13 protein-coding genes are annotated in these 18,940 nt (G+C 40.6%); 3 read left to right on the forward strand and 10 right to left on the reverse strand.

Features of this window, described 5'->3' with window-relative positions; all coding sequences use genetic code 11:
* Positions 1–78: 78 nt before the first annotated feature.
* On the forward strand, positions 79–3,255 hold the full coding sequence (locus tag CTY47_RS14450; RefSeq protein ID WP_099465481.1) for a SusC/RagA family TonB-linked outer membrane protein: 3,177 nt from the start codon (positions 79–81) through the stop codon (positions 3,253–3,255).
* Positions 3,256–3,274: 19 nt separating this feature from the next.
* A complete protein-coding gene (locus CTY47_RS14455; protein ID WP_099465482.1) occupies positions 3,275–5,227 on the forward strand; it encodes a SusD/RagB family nutrient-binding outer membrane lipoprotein in 1,953 nt (650 codons plus the stop codon).
* Between the two features lie 65 nt (positions 5,228–5,292).
* Here the strand turns inward: CTY47_RS14455 and CTY47_RS14460 are convergent, their stop codons facing one another.
* From CTY47_RS14460 to truA, 10 genes are all read right to left on the reverse strand, one after another.
* On the reverse strand, positions 5,293–6,291 hold the full coding sequence (locus CTY47_RS14460; RefSeq protein ID WP_099465483.1) for a M20/M25/M40 family metallo-hydrolase: 999 nt from the start codon (positions 6,289–6,291) through the stop codon (positions 5,293–5,295).
* A gap of 207 nt (positions 6,292–6,498) precedes the next feature.
* Complete coding sequence (locus tag CTY47_RS17150) at positions 6,499–6,660, reverse strand: hypothetical protein (RefSeq protein ID WP_199163433.1); 162 nt, start codon at positions 6,658–6,660, stop codon at positions 6,499–6,501.
* A gap of 188 nt (positions 6,661–6,848) precedes the next feature.
* A complete protein-coding gene (locus CTY47_RS14470) occupies positions 6,849–7,391 on the reverse strand; it encodes a beta-class carbonic anhydrase (protein ID WP_099465485.1) in 543 nt (180 codons plus the stop codon).
* A 31-nt stretch (positions 7,392–7,422) separates the two neighbouring features.
* On the reverse strand, positions 7,423–8,199 hold the full coding sequence (locus CTY47_RS14475; RefSeq protein ID WP_099465486.1) for a Cof-type HAD-IIB family hydrolase: 777 nt from the start codon (positions 8,197–8,199) through the stop codon (positions 7,423–7,425).
* Between the two features lie 229 nt (positions 8,200–8,428).
* Positions 8,429–11,977, reverse strand: coding sequence for a pyruvate:ferredoxin (flavodoxin) oxidoreductase (gene nifJ / locus CTY47_RS14480; RefSeq protein WP_099465487.1), 3,549 nt, complete (start codon positions 11,975–11,977; stop codon positions 8,429–8,431).
* Between the two features lie 47 nt (positions 11,978–12,024).
* On the reverse strand, positions 12,025–13,203 hold the full coding sequence (locus CTY47_RS14485; protein WP_099465488.1) for an ATP-binding protein: 1,179 nt from the start codon (positions 13,201–13,203) through the stop codon (positions 12,025–12,027).
* 173 nt (positions 13,204–13,376) lie between these two features.
* Positions 13,377–14,396: a branched-chain amino acid aminotransferase gene (locus CTY47_RS14490; protein WP_099465489.1), complete on the reverse strand. Its 1,020-nt coding sequence runs from the start codon at positions 14,394–14,396 to the stop codon at positions 13,377–13,379.
* A gap of 294 nt (positions 14,397–14,690) precedes the next feature.
* The gene (locus tag CTY47_RS14495; RefSeq protein ID WP_099465490.1) at positions 14,691–15,323 is read right to left on the reverse strand and encodes a DUF3256 family protein; all 633 of its coding nucleotides are present in this window, start codon (positions 15,321–15,323) and stop codon (positions 14,691–14,693) included.
* 130 nt (positions 15,324–15,453) lie between these two features.
* Complete coding sequence (locus CTY47_RS14500) at positions 15,454–16,350, reverse strand: DMT family transporter (protein WP_099465491.1); 897 nt, start codon at positions 16,348–16,350, stop codon at positions 15,454–15,456.
* A gap of 9 nt (positions 16,351–16,359) precedes the next feature.
* Positions 16,360–17,112, reverse strand: a complete 753-nt coding sequence (gene truA, locus CTY47_RS14505) for a tRNA pseudouridine(38-40) synthase TruA (protein WP_099465492.1) — start codon at positions 17,110–17,112, stop codon at positions 16,360–16,362.
* A 112-nt stretch (positions 17,113–17,224) separates the two neighbouring features.
* Here truA and CTY47_RS14510 point away from each other — a divergent pair, with 112 nt between their 5' ends.
* Entirely contained in the window at positions 17,225–18,823 is a 1,599-nt protein-coding gene (locus CTY47_RS14510; RefSeq protein WP_099465493.1) for an aspartate:alanine exchanger family transporter, read from the forward strand.
* Positions 18,824–18,940: the final 117 nt, after the last annotated feature.

Here is an 18,940-nt window from a genome sequence, read left to right on the forward strand (position 1 = left end):
TCTTCCTTTTTATCGAACAAATAACAGACTTTTGTTTCGCCAAGACAATGTCTATTTATTTAAATAAAACCATCAGTTATGTTGAAAAACTTTAAACCTGTCAGCTTAATTCTATTTGCAGGTGCTTTGTGTTTCTCAGGAAACGCCTATGCAGACCTTGCACCTGTTAAGCAAAGTACCAACATTTCCCAACAATCGGGAAAAGTTACAGGTACAGTAGAAGATGCATTAGGTCCTGTTACCGGAGCATCTGTAGTTGTAAAAGGAACAACCAATGGAACCATTACCGACTTTGACGGTAATTTCACATTGGAAGGTGTAAAAAAAGGAGATGTCATCCAGATATCTTTCATTGGTTACACAAGTCAGGAAATCACTTACAACGGCCAGCCTTTGGGAATAATCAATCTGGCGGAAGACACTCAGAAACTGGATGAAGTAGTTGTTACTGCTTTAGGTATCAAACGTGAAAAGAAAGCATTGGGATATGCTACGCAAGAATTGAAAGGTGACGCTATCCTGGATTCTCGCGAAAGCAATGTGACCAACGCCTTATCCGGTAAAGTTTCCGGTTTGCAGGTTGTTCGTTCTTCCGGTGGTCCGGGTGCTTCTTCCAAAATTGTTCTTCGTGGTAACAATTCTATCACAGGAACAAACCAACCTTTGATCGTAATTGACGGTATACCTATGGATAACTTTCAGGGTGGTGTTGCCGATGCATGGGGTAACAAAGGACCAGACATGGGTAACGGTCTTTCCGATATTAATCCGGAAGACATCGAATCGATGAACGTATTGAAAGGTGCTTCTGCAGCAGCTCTTTACGGTTCCCGTGCCGGTAACGGTGTTATTTTGATCACCACTAAATCCGGTAAAAAACAGTCAGGACTGGGTATCACTGTTAATGCAGGAGTAACTGCCGAAACTATGTTTATGCAGCCAGACATCCAAAATTCTTACGGACAAGGATCAACCGGCATTTATGATGTGAAATCACGTTTCAGCTGGGGTCCTATAGCCGACGGCTCTGTAAATATCGATAGTTGGAATGGTAAAAATGTACCGATGTATACTTATGACAACGTTGGTAATTATTTCGATACAGGTGTATCATTTAACGAAGGTATTTCTTTCCAGCAGGCAAACGAAGGTACTTCGGTATTCGCTTCTATCAATCGTTCTGACGACAAAGGTATTGTTCCGGGTGCAAAACTGAGCAAGACTTCTATTAACTTGCGCGGTACGATGGAGTTCGGACCGGACAAACGCTGGAAACTGGATGGAAAGGTTAACTACCTGAACAACATCGGACATAACCGTCCTCTCCAAGGTATCAACCAGTCAAATGCATTCAGCACTATCTACAACTTACCTCGTTCAATCAATATCCTCGATCTGAAAAACTGTTTGGACGAAGACGGCAATATGATTTGGTGGGATACGGAAAGTACACCGCAGGAAAACCCATACTGGACAAAACAGTACAGAACAAATGAAGATACACGTAACCGTTTCCTGGGTACGATGTCTTTGTCTTATAAGATTTTTGACTGGTGGAACGTTGAATTAAAAGGTGGTACGGACTACTATACAACAACTACAACCAGCAAACTATATGCAGGAGGAAATGTTACTCCTAAAGGTAATTATTCTGAAGGTTCTGAAACATTCTACGAAAACAACTTCAGTTTCCTGACTACAGCTCAAAAAGACAATCTGCTCGGTAAATTCGGTGGTTTTGTAACATTTGGTGGTAACTTAATGATACAAAAAAGATCCGTAGAAAAAATCTCTACCGGCGACTTACTGATCCCGAACCTATTCTCCATCAACAATGCTGTTGACAAAAATAAGATGGGACTTGAATATACTTTGACGCAACGCAAAATGAATTCATTATACGGTTCATTCCAGATCAATTATGACGGTTGGATGTTCTTGGACATCACGGCTCGTAACGACTGGTCGTCTACCATGAGCAAGGTAAACCGTTCCTATTTTTACCCATCTGTTAGCTTATCTGCCGTAATATCGGATATGGTTCAAAAGAACGGAGGCTCTTTACCAGAATGGATGACATTCGCTAAAGTACGTGCCTCTTTTGCAGAAGTGGGTAATGACTTGGATCCATATCAACTGTATACAGTATATTCAATGAGCAAAGACCCATACGGAAATCCGGTTGCCAGTCCGGGAAGTGTACTTTTTAATCCGGATGTACGCTCAGAGTTAATTAAGTCATGGGAAGCCGGTGTTGATTTGAAATTCCTCAACAACCGCTTAGGTATTGACTTCGCGTGGTATAAGAGTAACGCTACCCGCCAGTTGTTGGATTTACCGCTAGACCCGTTCTCCGGCTATTCAAGCAAAAAGATCAATGCCGGTAACATTCAGAACTCAGGTGTGGAACTTATGGCTTATGCAGATATCTTCCAGAACCCGAAAGGTTTTAGCTGGAACATAACTGCTAACTTATCATTCAACCGCAATAAAGTTATCGACCTGTACGAAGGTATCAAAGAAATGGGATTATCCGACGGCTCTTTCAATGACGAAGTAAAAGTAGTAGCCCATACCGGCGGTATGTACGGTGATATATACGGTAAGAAATTCCAACGTGTGGAAAGTGGTGCTGACGCAGGCAAAATTATTGTGGACGCACAAGGTTTACCTTTGTTGACTTCTGATCTGCAGTATTTAGGAAACCAGCAACCTAAATGTATGCTTGGTATCACCAACACATTCAATTATAAGAATATCTCTTTGAGCTTCTTGATTGACGCGCGTATCGGTGGTAAAATCTATTCGGCTACAACAGCTAAAATGTATTACAATGGTTCGGCAGCAGGAACAGTCATAAACGGTGCTCGTGAAGAATTTGTTGTACCGAATTCTGTTACAGCTTCCGGAGATGGCTATACAGCAAATAACACATCTGTTACTCCTCAGTTATATTGGCAACGTGTTGGTACAGGCAACCTGGGTGTTGGAGAAGCATTCCTTTATGACGCAACAAACGTTCGCCTTCGTAACTTAACGCTAGGCTACACGTTCGACAAGAAGTTATTGGCAAAAACACCGCTGGAACGTTTGCGTTTATCTTTCACAGCAAACAACCTGTGGATGATTGCAAGCCACTTAGAAGGTATTGACCCTGAATCGGTGTCGACAACAAATACCAATGCTACCGGTATTGAATTGGGCGCGGCTCCTACTTCCCGCTCATATACATTTAATGTTACAGTTGGTTTCTAATTGAAAGGAAAATTAAAGTATGAAGACATTTAATAAAATAATGATAGGTCTTGCTTCTTCGGCAGCACTGTTATTCACAGCATGCAGCGACTTTGAAGAGATAAACAAAGACCCTAACGCCGTAAGCGAAGACAATGTGCAGGTTGCTCACTTGCTAAACAAATCGATAACTGAAGCACAAATGGACCCCCATATTGCAGAACGTATATTCGTATTGACATGGAAACGTGCTGCTCGTTTTGACCGTTCCAGTGGTTTTACTATTGGTGCAGATAACGAAGGTTGGAATAATGACTATTTTGGGACAGGCTACGGTGTTGGTTGGTTAAACAATGTAAATGCAGCTATTAACCTCGCCGAAAAACGCATTGCAGACGGAACAGCTAAGTCATACGAAAAAAACGTATATCAAATGGCCCGTATCTGGCGTGCTTATCTGATTTCAGAGTTGGCAGATTGCTTCGGCCCGATTCCGACAATCAATAAATTTGATGGAAGTGTTGCCCCTTACCAAAGTGTAGAAGAAATCTATACATTTATCTTAGCAGAGCTGAAAGATGCCGTATCAAAAATAGATGAAGCCGAAGATATGTCTCCGATTACGGGAGCCAATAACGTTTCGGACCAGTTCTATGAAGGAGACATGAAGAAATGGAAAAAATACGGCAATTCTTTACGCTTACGTTTGGCTATGCGCTTGACCGTAGCCAACCCAGCTTTAGCCAAAAGTGAATTTGAAAACGCAGCTAAAGGCGATCTGATCACTACATTGAACGACATGGCTCAGGTACAGGAAAAAGACGGATGGGATGGTGCTGCCGGTGTTATGTCCCGTACATGGAACCCGCAACCTATATCGGCTACTATGAATAACATCTTCCTTGGCTTAGGGGGTATCGATATTCAGGTTGCTGATGAGATCAAAAACGATGTGAAGATCAAAAGCGCCACGAAGTATATGGGATTACGCTTTGATAAGCATTTACCAACTTCTACGAATGATCCGAGCGCCGGTTTCTTTTATGACGGTTTACCCGACAAAATCGACCCGCGCGCACTTACACTGTATAACATTCCGGGATATAAAGACAATGTTATTTATTCCGATTATATCGGAGAACCTGCAACAACTGCCCGTTTGGCAGATCCGGCAACAGGAGAACTTGTTGACAAAAACAATAAGGATTATATGAAGTTAACCGTTAAGTATACATGGAATACGTGGGTTGCCGGTAAATGGGATAAAAAATCCAGTTTATCAACAGAACTGACCGGTGCTTCGAAGAACTATCCTTCAATTGCCAAAAAATTCCGCATGAGCACCAACAAACGTGTTTGGTTTGCTCCGTGGGAAACGTACTTCTTATTGGCAGAAGCAGCTGTATACGGATGGAGTGTTCCCGGAACAGCCCAGTCTAATTATGAATCGGGGATTGCTGCAAACTTCGAATACAATGAAGTATCCCAATTTCTTGGCGATTATCTGAAATCTACAGACTATAACCGCGTAGGTACGTCTGTTGCATTTAATCATACGGCAGAAGCTACTCCGCATGAAGTAACCTATTATGACGGTTATACCGGTGAAGCAAAGACTATGACTTATACTTATCCGAAGAATTCTATCTACAAAAACGGACAGTATAACAATGATCATCTGACGAAGATTATCACACAAAAATATATCGCTCAGAATCCATGGTTGCCTCTGGAAGCTTGGTCTGACCATCGTCGTTTGGGATTACCTTTCTTCGAAAACCAGGCAGTAGAAATAGATTACAATCCAACAGCACATGAAGTGCCATTGACCAGAGGTACAGCAAAAGAATGTAAGTGGGAATTTTATCCAAAACGGATGCGTTACCCATCTAGCTTAGAAACGAACAGTAAAGATAGTTACGACCAGGCTATGCAATTACTCGGCGGTGTAAATGACACCAATAATCCTCTGTGGTGGGAAATGAAGAAATAAACTTCGTTTAAATCATATACTAGAAAAGGCTATCTCCACAATGGAGATAGCCTTTTCTTATCTTCTTAAAAACTTTTTTCATTTGCCATATTCCACATATTCAGGAAAGAGGCTTTTGTGATATTGACTACTTTGTCCCAATTAATTTTTGAAGCTTCATCACCCGGTAAATGATAATCAGGATGCCCATCCGTATGATACCAGATAATAGGAATACCTAATTTAGCAAAAGTCCCATTATCGCTCCCACCCGTCGGATTATCCCACGGACGGTAATCCGGATCCAGATTCAGATTATACTGTTTAATGTCGTTTTTCAACCATTTGCCAAAAGCAGGATGCGACTCTGTATAGAAATAAACAAAATAGGAAGGGCGCTCTTCTATATGATTACGGCCTATCATATCAAAATTCAGATATCCTTTTACTTTACTAATTTCAGGGAAAGACTGGGCAAAGGCTTTAGACCCGAGTAACCCCTTTTCCTCTCCATCCCAAAAAGTAAAAAGAACTGTTCGTTCCGGTTTTTCGCCTGTAGCCTGAAAAGCACGCGCAATCTGTAATACGGCAGAAACGCCCGAAGCGTTATCGTCCGCCCCATTATATATCTGATCGCCGGCTAGCATCGGGTCAATACCCAAATGATCATAATGAGCCCCTACTATCACGTATTCATTTGGGTTCTTTCCTTCTATCTTCCCTATAATATTATTCATTGCCAGCTTTTGATGTACCCCTTTCTTCAGTTTGGAAATAGAATCAGGATGGACCTGCCAACGGCCATTCTTTTGTCGTTCTACATGATAAGCTTCAAACGGATGATAATATGAATCGCCTAATGGTTCTATCCCTAAAGATTTTAAATTAGCAACTATATATTCTGCAGCTATCCGCCCACCGGGGAAACCGGCTTCGCGTCCCTGCAGCTCATCACTAGCCAGGAAGCCGATATGAGCTTCGGCAGTTGCCTGATTTATTACATCCAAACCTTTTTGTTGGGGAGATTGTGCCCACAGGGCAGTACTTAAAAACAATGATACTAAAAGAAATCCTGATTTATTCATCTCGTCGTGTTTCTGAGTTTATTTATAGAAATAGTTTTCAGCTCTGGTTGCAAAGATAAAGGTTTCATTGAAAACAAAAAAGGCTTTCCATCGCTCTTTGGCAGCGTAGAAAGCCGGATCATTCCTTTTTTCGAACTCACCATCCCGTTTTATACGGAGGTGAGGATATTTAAAGTATTGTTTAATTCAAATAAATTGCAGTATTAATTAATTCTTTACTGCACTTGCGTTCATTTCGTCCATAAGACGACGAATTTCAGCATTTACCCGTTGACACATTGAACCATTTCCAACAGCCTGATAACGGTCTGCCTGATAACGCAACATCGCTAAAGCACGTAAGCTTTTTTCATTTTCTCTCATCATCATAATCATTTTAATTTATACTTTCCACGCTTGGAAAGCTTGGGTTAATAATACACGTCCTATACAATCTTTTTCTTTAGTACGCTACAAAGATAACCATTTTTTCCGATAAAATGTTGTACAACATAATAATTTATTTCGTTTTTCATTTTTTTAGCCTTTAAAAAGCCTGCATTCTATTGAATATTCATTCATTCCACAGGCGTCAATTCTCCTGTTATTGAATCAATTACAAACCCTCTTACCACGATATCCTTCGGTATCAGGGGATGTTTATATATTTGCTCTACAGTTTCATGAACAGACTCTTCGGATGTATGAAACCCATGCAACCACGATTCGAAATCGATACCGCAATAGCGCATCATATCTATATGGTCCTGAGGTATTCCGCGTGCTTTCATTTTCTCAATCAACTCAGCACTATTCATATGTTTGGCTCCGCAATCAGTATGACCAATAATCATAATCTCCTCCACACCCAGCTCATAAATAGCAACCAATAAGCTACGGATCACACTACCGAACGGGTGCGATATAATAGCACCGGCATTCTTGATCACCTTAACATCTCCGTTTTTCAAGCCTAAGGCCGCCGGAAGCAGTTCGGTCAGACGGGTATCCATACAAGATACAATAGCAATCTTCTTATCAGGAAATTTGGTTGTTATATACTTTTCATACCCTTTGTTTTTCACGAACCCGCGATTAAACTGAACTAATTCGTCTATCATAATTCCCCCTTTATTTGAATAACAATTCAGGTCAAATAATGTTGAAATGCTTTAATGCATTATAAATGCCATTATTATCCACCGAAGTGGTTACATAATCTGCAGATTTCATTACATCTTCGGCCGCATTACCCATCGCAACCCCCATTCCTGCATGTTTTAACATGGCAATATCATTCCCTCCGTCACCAAAAGCCATACACTCATCCAGATTGATCCGGAAATGTTCCAACATCTTATCTATTCCTATCCCCTTATTACTTCCGGCAGGAACTATATCCGTAAATAAAGGATTCCAACGGGTAGACTCGCAATGTGACAAGATAGACATAATCCGTTTTTCCTGTTCTGCAGTAAAAAACGCAATTAGTTGATAAACAGTATTGCCGTAAACGTCTGCTACCGGACGAATAGGAGGCGACGGAAAGTTTAATAAACGGAAAACATCCTTAACTGCCTTATCCGTATAGTTCATAAAAATTTCATTTTCCATAACAAAGGCACATGGAAATGAGCCTTCTTTCTCCTGATAACGAACCAAAGATTCTATATCCTTATCCGGAATACTATGTTTATAAACCACATCATTCTTTCCCGCCAGAACATATCCTCCGTTCAAAGTAACATAACCATCAAATTCCAAATTTCCCAGATTATTGATAGAGCTTAAATGACGGCCGGTTGCAATAAACACTTTTATCCCTCTTTTCCTCAATAAGTCAAGTGCATGAATCGTAGACTGGGGTACAACATGAGTCTTAAAACTAACCAATGTTCCGTCAATATCAAAAAATACAGCCTTAATCATAACTTAAAATCTTTTTACCTATTAATTTAATAACAAAGATAGAGAATAAAATTCGTCGAATATGAACACTAATAAGTAAAATTTGGTATCTGACAGTATTTGGGTAGGCAACTAAATTAAACAGGATAGGCAACCTACAAAGAAAGGGTAGGCAACAAAAAAAAGAGACTGCCTGACTATTTGTCGTCAGACAGTCTCTCTTATTTTATTTAATGAATAATATATTCAATTATTCAACACCCCACTGCTGATTAGCCAAACGCTTGTAGTTGTTATAACGCCATCTAGCATTGTCTTCGGCAGCCTGATACAGCTCGGCAGCTTCTGTCGGATACTGTTTCATCAAGGAAGCAAAACGTACTTCACTCTTCAGGAAGCCCTGGAACTTAGCCCATTCGGGTTCCTTAGAATCAAGTGTAAACGGATTCTTACCTTCTGCTTCAAGAGCAGGATTGTAACGCCACAAATGCCAGTAACCACATCCTACAGCTTCTTTTTCTTCAGCCTGAGATTTACCCATACCAGCTTTCAAACCGTGGTTAATACATGGTGCATAAGCAATAATCAAAGAAGGACCGTCGTATGCTTCAGCTTCGCGGATAGCTTTCAATGTCTGAGCTTGGTCGGCACCCATAGCAATCTGTGCAACATATACATAACCGTAAGTAGTAGCCATCAGACCGAGGTCTTTCTTACGTACTCTCTTACCGGAAGCAGCAAATTTGGCAATTGCACCTACCGGAGTAGCTTTTGAAGACTGGCCACCAGTGTTAGAATATACTTCGGTATCCAAAACAAGGATATTAACATTCTTGCCGGAAGCAATTACATGATCCAAACCACCGTAACCGATATCATAAGAAGCACCGTCGCCACCGATAATCCACTGTGAACGTTTTACCAGGAAGTGAGACATTTCCTTGATCTGAGCACAAACCGGGCAACCTTCGGCAATTCCCTGCTCAACAAATGCCATAATCTGCGGAGCCAGTTCCTTAGTCTTGTCTGCATCGTTCATGTTTGCAATCCATGCAGCTGCAGCTTCTTTAGCTTCAGCCGGAGCATGTTCGCCTGCAACGATCTTATTCATCAGGTTAGCCAGGCGTTCACGCATCTTTTCGTTAGCCAATTCCATACCCAGGCCAAATTCGCAAAAGTCTTCGAACAATGAGTTAGCCCAAGCCGGGCCCTGTCCTTTTTCATTCAGAGTATACGGAGTTGAAGGAACTGAACCTGAATAGATAGAAGAACATCCGGTAGCATTAGCAACCATTTCACGGTCACCGAACAACTGAGTAATCAGTTTTACGTATGGAGTTTCACCACAACCTGAACAAGCACCGGAGAATTCAAACAACGGAGTAGCGAACTGAGAATTCTTTACATTCATCTTCACATCTACCAAATGTTGTTTGCTCTTCACATTTTCAACGCAGTATTCCCAGTTAGGAGCTTCTGCCAATTGAGATTCCAAAGAAACCATTGACAATGCTTTATTACCCTTGAAGCCCGGACAAACATCGGCACAGTTACCACAACCCAAACAGTCAAGAACTGAGACCTGAATACGGAACTTCATACCCTTCATAGTAGCCGGAGCCTTTACATCCAACATCGGGAAGTTTGCACCTTTCTGTTCTTCGTCATCCAATACAAACGGACGGATTGAAGCGTGAGGACACACATAAGCACACTGGTTACACTGAATACAGTTTGCGTCATTCCATACCGGAACAAATGCAGCCACACCACGTTTTTCATATTTAGCAGTACCCTGATGCCAAGTACCATCTTCGATACCCTTGAAAGCCGATACTTTCAATAAGTCACCATCCTGGGCATTAATCGGGCGAACTACTTCGTTAATAAATGCCGGATCATTATTTGTCACTTCTTCATCATCTGGCAGGGCAGCCCAAGCCGGATCAACGAACAGTTTCTGATATTCACCACCACGATCTACAGCAGAATAGTTCTTATTTACAATTTCTTCGCCCTTCTTGCCGTAAGACTTCATGATGAATTTTTTCATCTGTTCTACAGCCAGATCAACAGGTATTACACCTGTAATACGGAAGAATGCAGACTGAAGGATTGTATTTGTACGGTTACCCAAACCTATTTCCAATGCAATCTGCGTGGCATTGATATAGTAAACGGTAATATTCTTTTGAGCAAAATAGCGTTTTACCTTATTGGGTAAATGTTTAGCCAGTTCTTCACCGTTCCACACTGTATTCAACAAGAATGTACCGTTTTCACGCAAACCACGCGTTACGTCATACATACGCAGGTAAGCCTGAACGTGACAAGCTACGAAATTCGGCGTATTTACCAAGTAAGTCGAACGGATCGGATGATCGCCAAAACGCAGGTGAGAACAAGTAAAGCCTCCTGATTTCTTAGAGTCATAAGCAAAATATGCCTGGCAATATTTGTTTGTATTATCACCGATGATCTTAACCGAGTTCTTGTTTGCACCAACTGTACCATCAGCACCTAAACCGTAGAACTTAGCTTCGAACATGCCTTCGCCACCTAAAGCGATTTCTTCTCTCTGAGGGAGAGAGGTGAATGTGATATCATCAACTATACCAATTGTAAACTGGTTCTTCGGCATCGGTAATGCCAAATTTTCATATACGGAAATGATCTGGGAAGGAGTAGTATCTTTTGATCCTAAACCATAACGGCCGCCAACAATAACCGGAGCATTTTCAACACCGTAATAGCAGTCTTTTACGTCCAGATACAACGGTTCGCCATTTGCTCCCGGCTCTTTTGTACGGTCCAGAACCGCAATGCGTTTAACAGTCTTTGGCATAGCAGCCAAGAAATGTTTAGCAGAGAACGGACGGTATAAGTGAACTGAAACCAAACCAACCTTTTCACCTTTAGCTACAAGATAATCGATAGCTTCGCGAGCAGCTTCCGTTACAGAACCCATTGCGATAATTACGCGTTCTGCATCTTCGGCTCCGTAGTAATCGAACAAACCATATTTACGACCTGTAATCTTAGCTATTTCATTCATATATTCCTCTACAATAGCAGGAACGGCTTCATAGTAAGAATTACTTGATTCTCTATGTTGGAAGAAATGATCCGGATTTTCAGCCATACCACGTGCAACCGGATTTTCAGGATTCAAAGCACGAGCACGGAATTCGGCCAAAGCCTTCTGATCGATCAGCGGAGCCAGATCTTCATTTTCCAAAGCCTCGATCTTCTGGATTTCATGAGAAGTACGGAAACCATCGAAGAAGTTCATGAAAGGAACACGAGATTTGATTGTAGCCAAGTGGGCAACACCTGCCAGATCCATAACTTCCTGTACAGAGCCTTCAGCCAGCATAGCGAAACCTGTCTGACGCGCAGACATTACATCCTGATGATCGCCAAAAATACACAAAGCATGTGAAGCCAGTGTACGGGCAGATACATGGAATACGCATGGAAGCAATTCTCCAGCAATCTTGTACATGTTAGGAATCATCAACAACAAACCCTGAGAAGCAGTGTAAGTTGTAGTCAGAGCACCAGCCTGCAATGAACCGTGAAGGGCACCGGCAGCACCACCTTCAGATTGCATTTCCTGTACCATAACAGTTTCGCCGAAAATATTCTTACGTCCGGCAGCCGCCCATTCGTCCACATACTCAGCCATTGTAGACGATGGTGTGATTGGGTAAATAGCAGCTACTTCGCTAAACATATAAGAGATATGTGCAGCAGCCTGATTACCATCACAGGTTAAAAATTTCTTCTGTTTTGTCATAGACCTATAAACTATTAGTATTTAATAAAGAATCTCGTTAGTTCAAATTAGTATAAAAAACCGAACAACCAAAGCGGAATCATGTTTCCATCCCCTACTTCAGTCTTATCAACAGCATAATATAAATCAGGATTGTTTCTCACTTTCATGTTTTCTTCAATCCGGAAATTATATTTAGAATTCACTAAAAAGTGAGTATTTTTCACTCCTTCATTTAAAGTATTGTCCTTCAACAACTGATTATAGAAGAAGGATTCCCGCACAGCCCCCATATTCACCTCCATAGGACGAATCGGGTACATCAGATTCGAATTATACATATATACCTTAGCCGGCTTCTTCGGGAACGATTCTCCCACAGGGTAGAGCATATTCATCAAACGGGCATCTGTCAGGTATTTTATATAATTCATTACCGTTGCACGTGACGTTTCAATATCTTTACTCAACTGACTCACATTAGGAGTGCAGGGAGCACTTGTTGCCAACAAATAAAGCAGTTTACGCAGTTTTGGCAAATAGCTTTGTTCTATTTGTTTTATATACAAGACATCTACCTCCAACATCATATTCATAGTTTTCAACAGGTTCTCCGAAAAATTACGTTTTTCCAAAAAGAACGGATAAAAACCATGATGCAAATAATCCTGGAAGTAAGCCATCGGTTTTGCAACCGAACAAATTTTTTTCGCTATATCCTGATGATTTTGCAGGATATCATCAAAAGTATACGCCGGAAATTCATTTCCCGACATTAAATTCAGAAACTCACGGAAGGAAAAACCACGCAGATTATAAGAAACAACTTTTCCTGACAAATCGGGATTTTCTTCTTTCAACCTCATTACAGAAGAACCAGAAAAAACGATTTTAAGATCAAGGAAATTATCATAACAGTAACGGAGCTCTTTCGACCAACCCGAATATTTAAACACCTGGTCTATAAGCAACACCTTACCTCCTTTTGCTCTAAACTCAGCAGCAAAATCTACCAGTGTACGTTCCGTAAAATAAAAATGATTCAAATTTATGTACAGACATTCTTTATTATCGGCGCCAAAATATTCACGGGCGTAATCCAGCAAAAATGTAGTTTTGCCTACACCGCGGGAACCCTTAATACCGATCAACCGGTCATCCCAGTTGATTTCATCCATCAATCCTCTACGTACCGGTGCCTGCAAATGTTCCACCAAATACTTATGTGTTTTAAAGAATGCTTCCACTTTTCCAGTTAATAGTTGACAAGTGACAGTTAACAATTTCCTGCAACTGTATCAAATTATAAACGTGGCAAAGATAATTAATCTTCTTAATATTGCAACACAGAGTTAGCAATTTTCACCATAAAATATTAATTCAAAACTATCACTTATCAACTATTATTTACTAAAAGATATTATTCAATGGTTGTAACCCAGTTGTAGGTATCGGGTTCGTCACCGTATTGGATACCACGAAGTTTATTGTAAAGCTTTTCGCAAACAGAACCAGGCTTACCATCCTTGGATATTATATACGACTTATTCATGTCAATATCATCAATCTGAGAAATCGGAGCGATCACTGCAGCCGTTCCACATTCTGCAGCTTCTTCAAAAGTAGCGATTTCATCAAACGGAACCGGACGGCGTTCTACCTTCAGCCCCATATCTTCAGCTAATTGCTGCAAACTTTTATTTGTAATAGAGGGAAGAATAGAATTAGACTGCGGCGTGATATAACTATTTCCACGAATACCAAAGAAGTTAGCGGGGCCACATTCATCCAGATACTTCTTTTCTTTTGGGTCCAGATATAACACTGCGGCATAGCCCAGTTCTTTTGCTTTTTCGCCGGCTACCAGACTAGCGGCATAGTTACCACCAACTTTAATCGTACCTGTTCCATGAGGCGCAGCACGGTCATAATCACGCATAATGCATACTTTTGAAGGCTTGAATCCTCCTTTAAAGTAAGGACCTACAGGCGTAACAAATACCATAAACATATATTCCGGAGCTGGTTTTACTCCGACCTGGGCACCCAAACCTATCATCAGCGGACGAATATATAAAGCAGCACCGCTTTCATAGGGCGGAACAAAGCGTTCGTTTAATTTGACAACTTTACGTATAGCTTCTTCAAATTTCTCAACCGGAAGTTCAGCCATCTTAATGCCACGGCTTGAAGACTGCATACGTTTGGCATTTTCATCCATACGGAATACGCGGATTTTTCCATCCTTTCCTTTAAAAGCTTTCAAGCCTTCAAAAGATTCCTGTCCGTAATGTAAGCATGTAGCTGCCATGTGGATGTTTATAATCTCTGAAGAAGAAACTTCCAATTCCCCCCATTTTCCATCCCGGTAGTAGCATCTTACATTATAATCCGTCTTCATATATCCGAAAGACAGATCAGACCAATTTATACTTTCCATATCTTACGTTATTAGATTATTGAACGCAAAGATATTAATAAAACTATAGAATGACACAAAAATACGTACNTGCTACACCCGCAACTGATAGGCAAAGGAGGCTTCACTGCCCTCAGTAGCAGCACCTACACCTGGACAGCCACTGAGGGCAGTGATAGCAAAGCCGGTAACGCCTGGCCTGTATATTTCTACAATGGCTCCACGAACCGCACCATCCCCAAGACAAGTACCAACTACGTTCGCTGCGTGCGGGATATTTAAAACTTATCCGGATAGAATTTCTGGAATATCCCCTTATTCAAAGTGGGATTTATCCCAAGTATATACTTTCGGAGATTCTTTCAGGAAAGGCAAAACCTTTTCCCTGTCGTCTTTATTAAGATACAGGGGAGTTGTGTAAGTTGCAGTCAGAGTTAAATCATCCGGATCCAGTGCATACTTAATCAGATGCATATCCAAAAGAGAGATAGCGGTGCGAAAGGCATCGCTATTTTTATCTGCATTATCGCGGATAAACCAATCAGGAGAGACGGGAGTCAGCAAATCGGCAGTATCCAAAGGTTTCCAATCAGTTGTAAAAAACTCCACTTTACTATCGGCAACCGGCCCGTTCACTGTTGTCACCATGCAAATGATATTTGTCATATTAACAAGAGGCAAAAGTTTCATCTCAACCGTACTGCGTTCTGTAGCCTGAAGTAAAAGATAGTTATCCGTAAGTTTCAATAAAGAGGAATACCCGTTCATTGTATTCTTCAGCTTAGCCTCTTTACCGGAATTATAAAGTTCTACAAGGTCTTTACGCCAGGCATCATCCAATTGGGGGATATTTTGATCCGGCATCGAAACAAACAAAGCGTCTATATTTTGTGCTTTTACACCCGCAACCAACACGCAAAACAATATCGAAATAAATAAATGTCTCATACTATATTCTGATTCTATTTAATAATCTGTTGCATTTTACGCTGCTTACAGATTTACGCCGTAAAGATATTTCTTTTCGAGCTACTTTCCATATATAGATTTATAAAAAAACAGAAGAGAGAAACGGAAGCTACCGCGTACCCCAATATAAAAATATCATTCCTAAAAGCACAAGGAATAAATCGATCGCTTTGTTCTTCAAGTTCTTTTCGTGGAAGAAAATAGCACCGGCAGCAAAAGTAACAAGTACATTACTGCGGCGCACCATAGAAACTATTGAAATCATAGAATCCGGATAACTCAAAGCATAAAAGTATACCCAATCGGCAATACAAAGAAAAACGGAAATAAAAATAATATTCCATCTCCAAACAAAGGGAGTACTTTTTTTCCGTTGAGGATACCACAATAAAAGGAGAATAAATAGCATAATGATGCATTGATAGATATTAAACCATACCTGTACGGTCATCACATCCATCGAATGCATCAGATGTTTGTCATATAATCCGCTCAAAGCCCCGGTTATGATGGATAAGACAGTAAAGAAAATCCATTTATTATGAGTAAAACGGATCCCTTCTTTCCTGCCGGAGGAAGATAAAAGATAAAAAGAAGCTATTGACAGCAATACGCCAATCCATTGATATAAATTAAGCCGTTCTCCAAATATGAGCATAGCTCCCAACAGCGTTAATACCGGTTGACTGGCTTTGATTGGCCCTGTAATAGTAAGAGGAAGATGTTTTAAAGCAAAATAGCCGGAAATCCATGAAGACAAAACAATTACAGCTTTAATAAATACAGCTATGTGATCTGCCAGCGGAGCACGAGGAACATAGAGCATTGTCCCGTCCAACACATTGGTATAAAAAGATAGTATGATAAACGGAACAAATATCATACTACTTATCAATGTATTGAAAAACAGTACAGGTATTACGGCATTTCCATTTAATGAAATCTTTTTATTTACTTCATAACAACCTAAAAGGAATGCCGAAAGAAATGCCAATGCAACCCACATAACAGTAAATTAAATATTAAACAGATGTTCAGGATAAGTCACATTCACAAGGAACAAAGCATGGCCGGGAACTGAGATTCCTGCTTTACAACGATCTTTCTGCTCAATAACGTTACGGAAACCTTCCAATGTTAACTTGCCGCGTCCTACTTCCAGCAATGTTCCCACTATTGCACGTACCATATTGCGAAGAAAACGGTCAGCCCGGATTGTAAAGACCCACACATCACCGTCCTGCAGCCAACCGGCTTCATAAATACGGCAGTTATTTGTTTTTACATTCGTATGTAATTTACTAAAGCTGGTGAAATCTATATAATCGAATAAAATCCGGCATGCATCATTCATCCGCTCAAAATCAATCTTTCCGGACATCTTATAAACCAGATCATAATTAAACGGGTCTTTCTTCGTTGTAATATAATACTTATATGTCCGTGATGTAGCATCAAAACGGGCATGAGCATCGGGGATCACCGGAACAATCCGATAAATTGCAATGTCCTTTGGTAAAAGACGATTAAGTTTTTCCTCTAAAAAAGACAAATCGGCAATCTCATCTTCCCAATCAAAATGAGCCACCATTAAACGTGCATGCACTCCCGCATCGGTACGCCCGGCTCCAACAACAGGAACAGGTTTACGCAGAAGTGTAGCCAAGGCCCCTTCTATGGATTGCTGAATCGTGATACCATTAGGCTGTATCTGCCAGCCATTAAAATTCTTACCGTTATATCCCAAATAAATAAAATATCGTCTCACGTAATGATGTTTTAGAGGTGCAAAGGTAACAGAAATCTCTCCCGGACATTGCTTGTACACTCAAAAAAGTGTAAATTCGCGGACTATTTACAGTACATCTAAACAAACAATTATGTTCGAATCATTGCTTCAATCTTCTTATTTTGCGTTGTTTCTGATTATTGCACTCGGATTCATGTTGGGCAGAATACAAATCAAAGGGCTTTCTTTAGACGTTTCTGCCGTTATTTTTATCGCTTTATTATTTGGGCATTTCGGAGTTATCATCCCCAAAGAATTAGGCAACTTCGGGCTAGTGTTGTTTATATTCACAATAGGTATACAAGCGGGTCCCGGATTTTTCGACTCATTCAAATCAAAAGGTAAAACATTAATAATACTTGCTTTACTGATAGTCGGCTCTGCCAGTCTTACAGGCTTAGTCTTCAAATATATCCTTGGAATAGATACACCTAGCCTTGTCGGACTGATTGCCGGTGCACTAACCAGCACTCCGGGTTTGGCCGTAGCGATAGACTGTACGCAGTCATCCTCTGCTTCCATAGCTTATGGTATTGCTTATCCTTTCGGTGTTATTGGAGTAATTCTATTTATTAAATTATTACCAAAAATACTCCGTAAAAACATGATGGTAGAAGCAAAAGTGCTGGAAGCTCAGCGAAAAAGTAAATATCCTCCATTACATACTGCCACTTTTCGTATTACAAATGCACATATTTTCGGAAAAAGTCTGGCACAGATGCAACTTCGTGCTATGACAGGAGCAGTGGTTTCCCGTATCAAACATGACGGAAAAACCAGTATTCCTGCAGGCCAGACAATTTTAAACGAGGGTGACTTGATTAAGGCTGTAGGCAACGACAAATCACTTGAGCAAATGGCTATACTTGTAGGTGAACGTATTGAGAATGATCTTCCTTTTGGCAGCACCCAGGAGTTACAATCATTATTGGTTACCAATAAAGAGGTTATCAACAAAAGCTTAGGTTACCTGAATTTACAAAGTACTTTCAATTGTACAGTAACACGAGTACGCCGAAGCGGGATAGACCTGTCGCCCGAACCTGACCTGGTTTTGAAATTCGGAGATAAGCTACTGGTTGCCGGAGAAAAGGAAGATTTAAAAGAATTAACCCGTATTTTTGGTAACGACGAAAAGAAATTATCTGACACCGATTTCTTTCCCATCGCAACGGGAATCGTATTAGGCGTATTATTCGGCAAACTAAACTTGTCTTTTTCCGATTCTTTTTCATTCTCTCCGGGATTAACAGGAGGTATTTTAATGGTAGCTTTAGTTTTAAGCGCAATTGGGAAAACGGGACCAATTATCTGGTCTATGTCCGGAGCTGCTAATAACCTGTTACGTCAATTGGGGTTATTATTATTCCTTGCAGAAGTTGGAACATCTGCAGGAGTAAATCTTGTATCTACCTTCCAGGAAAGCGGATGGACATTATTTGGGGTAGGTCTTGCAATTACGATGGTACCGATGATCATAGCTGTCACATTCGGTTATTTTGTATTTAAAATAAACATTCTCGATTTAGTCGGAACCATTGCCGGAGGTATGACCAGTACCCCGGGACTGGCTGCTGCCGATTCGATGGCAGACAGCACTGCCCCAAGTGTTGCTTATGCAACAGTATATCCTATAGCAATGGTTTTTCTTATTTTGTTTATCCAGTTTATAGCAAATTTAATTATCTGAAGCCGGATACTAAAAAAAAAGTCGGTCATAGACTATATAACCGGCTTTTTTTAAACTCCATAAAACATTATAAATGAAATATTATTTATACATTTGTAAGACAAACTTAAACCGATT

The sequence above is a fragment of the Parabacteroides provencensis genome (assembly GCF_900232875.1).
In the GTDB taxonomy this organism is placed as follows: Bacteria; Bacteroidota; Bacteroidia; order Bacteroidales; family Tannerellaceae; genus Parabacteroides; species Parabacteroides chinchillae.